This window comes from Sphingobium terrigena (assembly GCF_003591655.1).
Classification (GTDB): Bacteria; Pseudomonadota; Alphaproteobacteria; order Sphingomonadales; family Sphingomonadaceae; genus Sphingobium; species Sphingobium terrigena.
On the sequence record NZ_QVRA01000014.1, the window covers coordinates 103,732 to 109,781 of the forward strand.

Sequence of the window (6,050 nt, forward strand, 5' to 3'; positions counted from 1 at the left end):
CCGGTTCACCGACGGTCGACGTCTTCGGCCGCACCAGACTAAAGATCCGGCAGGATTTGGTCAGCTCTGCCCCAATGGGCCAGATCCTTGGAAGCCGCGCGCTTCAGCATCTCTCCTGCGTCCCCGATGTGCCAATGGTCCGGGCCGTCCAGCGTCCGCAGTTCCTCCCAGCTGAGCGGCACCGCGATAGGTGCGAGCGGGCGCGAACGGGCGCTATAGGGCATGACGGCCGTAGCGCCGCGCTGGTTGCGCAGATAGTCGATGAAGATCTTGCCCGTTCGCTTCGCCTTGGCGAGCGCAGCGGTAAACCGGTCGGAATCGGCCTGTGACAGGGCGGTGGCGAAACGATGCGCGAAATCCTTGACCTGCGGCCATTCCGCGCTGGGGGTCAGCGGCGCGATCACATGCACGCCCTTGCCGCCTGTCACCATCGGGAAGGTGACGAGCCCCATCTGCGCCAGCATATCCTGCAGATGGAAGGCGGCGGAGACCACATCCTTGAAGGCCAGCCCCTCGTCGGGATCAAGATCGAACACCAGTCGGTCGGGCTTCTCGACATCCTCGATCCTGGCTCCCCAACCGTGAAATTCGATCGTCCCCATCTGAACGCAGGTCAGCAGCCCTGCGGGCGTATCGACGAAGAGATAGGGTTCTTCATGGCCATCCTTCTCCAGGATGTTGACTTGCTTGACGTCGTCGCCGAAACTGCCTGCATCATGTTTCTGGAAGAAGCATTTCTTGTCGCGGCCTTGCGGGCAGCGAACGAGGCTGATCGGCCGACTGCCTGCCCAAGGCAGCATGATATCCGCCACCGCTTCATAATAATAAGCCAATTCGCCCTTAGTGAGCTTGCCCTCCGGGAAGATCACCCGGTCGCGATTGCTGATCTTGACCCCGCTGGTCGCAGCGGGCCGCGTCGCCTGTTCGACAGGGGCCTCTACCTCCAGCACGACCGCTTCCGGCTTCTTGTCCTCGCGCAATCCGAGATAGCTGGAATGGCGCAGCACGCCTTCTTCGGTAAATTCTGCAAAGGCGACCTCGGCGACCAGTTTCGGCTTGATCCAGCGCGCCTGCCGCACAGCCGCGCGTGGGGCCTCGACCGTCGGCGTCTTCCGGGCCAGCGGTGCCATCAAGGCCAGCAGCCGCTCCATCTCCTCCGCCGAAAAGCCAGTGCCGACCTTCCCGGCGAACCGCAGCGCGCCACTTTCATGGACGCCCAGCAGCAGCGAGCGGAACCCGCGCTGCTTATCGGAGGGCAACCAGCCCACAACCACGAATTCCTGGCGGCGAATGCATTTGGTCTTGACCCAGCTTCCCGATCGCGCGCCGGAATAGCGCGCATCCACCCGCTTGGAGATGACGCCTTCAAGCCCCGCACCGCAGAAACGCTCGAACAACTGCTCGCCGCGCCCGATGATATGGTCGGAATAGCGAATATGGCCCGCGCCATCGCCGATCAGCGTGGCAAGCATCGCCTTGCGTTCAAGCAACGGTCGCCTGGTCATATCCTCGCCATTCAACGCCAGCAGGTCGAACGCCATATAGTCGATCCGGCCCGGATCATCCTTGAGCGCAGCCTGCAAGCCTTGAAAGCAGGTGCGGCCATCGGGCAGGATCACGACGGCCTCGCCGTCGATCAGGGCGCTTGATGCATCCAGCTTTGTCGCGTCAGCGATCAACCCGGCAAAGCGATCGGACCAGTCGAGGCCTGAACGCGTATAGGCGCGGCCATTGTCGCCGCCGATGGCCAGCAACGTGCGATAGCCATCATATTTCAGCTCGTGGAGCCAGTGATTGCCTGCAGGCACATGGTCGACATGTGTTGCCAATTGCACCGGCTGAAAAGGCGGTGGGGCTTCGCCATTCGCTTTTCCGCGCGCAGTTAGCTTCGCCTTTGCGGCTTTGCGCTGGGAAACGGGTTTGCCAGCGGCAATTTCCTCCATCGTGCGGCCACTGTCGATGCTGGTGAGATGGTGATTGACCAGATTGTCCGACCCACCGGCAAAAGCGTCGCTGACCTTGCGCAATATCCAGTTTTCGCCGCGCTCCTTCCCGCGTGGCTTGAGCCGGAACAATATCCATTCGCCCTGCATCCGGCGGCCGCGCAGGATGAAATGGAGATGCCCTTCCGGCAGCGTCTTGCGCGGGTCTTTACCCGCTATCGGTTCCCATGTGCCATTGTCCCACAGCATGACGGTGCCGCCGCCATATTCGCCTTTGGGGATCAGGCCTTCGAACCGCGCATAATCAAGCGGGTGATCCTCGGTCCGCACCGCCAGGCGCTTGTCGTCGGGATTGGCGCTTGGCCCACGGGTGACGGCCCAGCTAACCAGCACGCCGTCCAGTTCCAACCGGAAGTCATAATGCAACCGCGACGCTGCATGTTTCTGGACGACAAAGCCGTTGCCGCTCGTCGGAAACTCCGCGCCCGCAGGCTCGGCCGTGCGCGCAAAATCGCGCTTGGCCCGATAGAGATCGAGACTGTCTTTCGGGCTTTTGTCCTGCGCCTTCGCCATGTTGGTTCGGTCCGTTGCTTTGCCCCCCAATCCGCAAGCGCGCCAACTCGTTCCGGGAGTTCGCAAGCGGGTTACGCTTCTGCGTCAATGGCGCGCGCGAACCGATAGCTGGTCTGCTCGAACTTCGAAGCCCGGAAGAAATTATGCGCATTTTTAATTTCAATATCGCTCATCGCTTCGATCCGCGTGCATCCCGCTTCGCGCAAGACGGTTGTCGCAGCATCCAGCATGGCGGTCGCGATGCCTCGGCGGCGATGCGCCCCGTCCACCAGCAGGACAGTGATGCGGCCGATCACGCCATGGTGAAGCGTGGGTATCAGCGTCCAGCCGCAACAGCCGACGATCCCCTCCAGAACAGCGACGATCAAGCCGCCACCAGCCTTGCTGATCCGCTCAAGATTATGCGCGACCCCGTGTTCATCGATAGCCGTTTGGGCAAGCTGGCGCAGCAGCGCCGCCATGTCTGCCGCATCCGCCGGCGTGGCGGCGCGGATGCGGAGCGGGGCCGGTTCGGGTGTGGGCCTGGCCGCAATCTTCTTCGAGGGCGTTTGCGTGTGCCCGGTGGAACGCTTAGCGCGCGGCCGAAGGGCGGGCTCGACCTTTTCATGCGTCGCTGTCGTCGCTTTCCTTGCCGGTGTGGCGCGTGCTGGCATGGCGTCAGCCGATGCCTTCCAAGTGCTAATGGCACCCTTGCGCAGGAAGGCTTCGATATCCTCCAGCGAAGCGATGAAGCCGTCGTCACCTACCCCAAGCAAAGGCTTCCCGCCCGAATCGGTCAGGCCATATTTGCCATAATCACCCGCACCAACCTTGCGCCTGCGGGACTTTACCAGCTTGAAACCACGATGGGCGGCCATCTCGCGCAGCGTCTGATCCTTGGTCGCGTCGGTCATGATCCACTACGCGCAAAGCATCGGAAACGAGCTGCTCACGCCCGTTTCTTGGCAGGCGCTTTTGCTGGTGCCTTGTCGGCCGACTTCGCATTGATTTTGACTGCTATCTTGCCTGTCTGCTTCTTTGCCGGGGCCTTTGGCTTGCTGGCCGGGCCGATGGATTTTTTCAACGCCGCCATCAGGTCAACGACATTGTTACCCCGTGGATCAGCGACATCGTCATCATCGCCGTCGATGTTCAGCGTCTTGCCCTTCTTCTTATGCTCGATCAGCTCTTTTAGGGCATCGACATAGCGATCGTGAAAATCGCTCGCGTCGAATTTACCGGTCTTCTTGTCGATCAGGGTCGTGGCGAGATCGAGTAATTCGTCATCCGGCTCGCCGTTGCCTATCTCGCGGAAATAGCTCGCAGCCTTGTTGACTTCATCGGCATAACGCAACGTCTCCATCACCATGCCGCGCCCGCACGCCTTGATGCTGACGACATATTCCCGACCGCGCATGGCCAATTGGCCAAGGCCAACCTTCCGGCTGCGCCGCAGCGCTTCCCGCAGGACGATGAAGGCTTCCTCCGCCAGATCGTCGGCGGGTACGACATAATAGGGCTTTTCGAAATAGATCATGTCGATGTCGTGTGCATCGACGAATTGGGTCAGCTCCAGCGTCTTCTTGCTTTCCAGCTTGACCCCTTCGATTTCCTTCTCATCCAGCAGGACGTATTCGCCCTTGGCATATTCAAAGCCTTTGACGATGTCGTCGAGATCTATCGGCCCGATGCCGGGCACGATCTTCTCATATTTGATGCGCTTGCCCGAAGGCTCATGGATCTGGTTGAAGGCGATCGTCGCGCCGCTTCGGGTCGCGGAATAGATTTCGACGGGGATAGAGACGAGTGCAAGCCGGATCTGGCCTTTCCAATAGGGTCGTGCAGCCATGATCATCTCCTGTCGGTCTGTCATATCAACCTTCCGCGCGTGGTCTCGTTCCGTCCAGCCGTGTCGGCCATGCGGTCCAGCCTTGCTCATGCAACGCCTGCCGGGCTTGCGATCCGAGTGGGGGTAGCAATACGATGCGCCGACGGTCTAGCTGTCCAGGACAAACCGTAAACCGGCCCGAGTTCGCTGGGGGCCTTTAATTTCAACATTTCAGTAAGCCGACCGTCAGCTTGTCGAGATCAAAAATCGGCGGCTAAACAGCAGGGGTGGGTCGGCCGCTGCCGGAATATCGTGGTCATGTCGGCCCAATCGATGATGGACGTGCGGTCAGAAAATTTGGCAAGCTGGCAGTCCGATATCCAAGATGATTGGAAAGTGTATGAAAAAGCTAGTCGCACTAGCCGCAACTATCGCCGCTTTTCCCGCAGCCGCCCAACCACAGATCCAAGAAGGTTCTGTGGGGCCGCACACCCGGGCGGAAGCGGTCAAAATCATTGCCGATCTGCGGGAAATCGTCAGCCCGCAGGGTTTGCAGGCGATTGAGACGGTGCCGATCGGCGGCATTTCCCAAGCCGTATCAATCCGCAGCCAGGATTTGCGAAACCCCGTGCTGATCTACTTCCATGGCGGTCCCGGGTTCGTCGAGATGCCCCTCGATTGGTGGTGGGATCGCGGGTGGGACGAGTATTTCACTGTTATTCATTGGGACCAGCGCAACGCTGGCAAGACGTATACATTGAGCGGCGCGAGCGATCCTGCCACGCTAACGCCCGAGCGCTTCCAAGCCGATGCCGAAGAGTTGGTGCAGTGGGCACGCAAGCGGTTCGGTAAGCGCAAGGTGTTCGTGCTCGGGCACAGCTGGGGCAGCATGTTAGGGCTGAAGCTTGCGGCAGCGCATCCCGAATGGCTCTATGCCTACATTGGGATGGGCCAGCTAACCGACGGACTGGAGAGCGAGCGGCGTGGTTGGCAATGGACGATTTCCAAAGCGCGGGCCGACGGTAACACGCAAGCCGTGCACGAAATGGAAGCAATCGCCCCCTACGGTGCCGCCGACCGTCCGCTCACCGTTGCCGCTATCCTGACGCAGCGCAAGTGGCTAAACCATTACGGCGGGGCGGCATGGCGCCGGCCGGGCGGCGGCTTCGAGGCAGCCGCTTTCAAGCTGGCTCCGGAATACACCGATGAAGATGTCCGCAATGCGTTCAGGGGTCAGGAACCGGTCACCCAGGCCCTGCTGCCCAAGGTTTTAGCAACCGACCTCTCGACGATACGGCGATTGGATGTCCCGCTGGTGCTGCTGCTTGGCCGGCACGACGTGAATGTGTCGAGCGAGGTGGCAGCCGAGTGGTTCGCGAGGGTGCACGCGCCGTCGAAACGATTGATCTGGTTCGAGCGATCAGGCCATCACATCACCAGCGAGGAACCGGGCAAACTGCTAACGACGCTGGTGACCGAGGCCCGGCCGATCGCAGCAAGTGCCGGCGATTCTGCCCCGTAGATTATGCCAATTCGGCAAACGTCTTTGGCGCCTGTCCAAAAAGCTTCGCTCGGATTTTCGAGATCAGCAGTCATGCCCTCATCGTAAGCGCCGACGGAAGGCGGCCTTGTTGCCGGCACCGGAATAGGAAAGCTCGCGGTCTTTGAGGAGGCGTGAGCATGGACATCGAGCAGTCAAACGAGCCTCGCATGAGCGGTCGCGGGGA

4 protein-coding genes are annotated in these 6,050 nt (G+C 60.8%); 1 reads left to right on the top strand and 3 read right to left on the bottom strand.

Going from position 1 to position 6,050, the window contains the following annotated elements; genetic code table 11:
- Positions 1-38: 38 nt before the first annotated feature.
- From ligD to ku, 3 genes are all read right to left on the bottom strand, one after another.
- Complete coding sequence (gene ligD, locus D0Z70_RS15650; protein WP_119748083.1) at positions 39-2,516, bottom strand: DNA ligase D; 2,478 nt, start codon at positions 2,514-2,516, stop codon at positions 39-41.
- Positions 2,517-2,587: 71 nt separating this feature from the next.
- Positions 2,588-3,409: a GNAT family N-acetyltransferase gene (locus D0Z70_RS15655; protein WP_119748085.1), complete on the bottom strand. Its 822-nt coding sequence runs from the start codon at positions 3,407-3,409 to the stop codon at positions 2,588-2,590.
- Between the two features lie 35 nt (positions 3,410-3,444).
- Positions 3,445-4,344 carry a non-homologous end joining protein Ku gene (gene ku, locus D0Z70_RS15660; protein ID WP_119748110.1) on the bottom strand — a complete coding sequence of 300 codons (900 nt, stop codon included), beginning with the start codon at positions 4,342-4,344 and terminating at the stop codon, positions 3,445-3,447.
- A 379-nt stretch (positions 4,345-4,723) separates the two neighbouring features.
- On the opposite strand from ku, the gene D0Z70_RS15665 reads away from it, so the two are divergent.
- Positions 4,724-5,845, top strand: a complete 1,122-nt coding sequence (locus D0Z70_RS15665) for an alpha/beta fold hydrolase (protein WP_220475655.1) — start codon at positions 4,724-4,726, stop codon at positions 5,843-5,845.
- Positions 5,846-6,050 lie beyond the last annotated feature (205 nt).

Coding starts and splice junctions, on each gene's coding strand:
- D0Z70_RS15655 (WP_119748085.1), bottom strand. CDS start 3,409: ATGACCGACGCGACCAAGGATCAGACGCTGCGCGAGATGGCCGCCCAT.
- D0Z70_RS15665 (WP_220475655.1), top strand. CDS start 4,724: ATGAAAAAGCTAGTCGCACTAGCCGCAACTATCGCCGCTTTTCCCGCA.
- ligD (WP_119748083.1), bottom strand. CDS start 2,516: ATGGCGAAGGCGCAGGACAAAAGCCCGAAAGACAGTCTCGATCTCTAT.
- ku (WP_119748110.1), bottom strand. CDS start 4,344: ATGGCTGCACGACCCTATTGGAAAGGCCAGATCCGGCTTGCACTCGTC.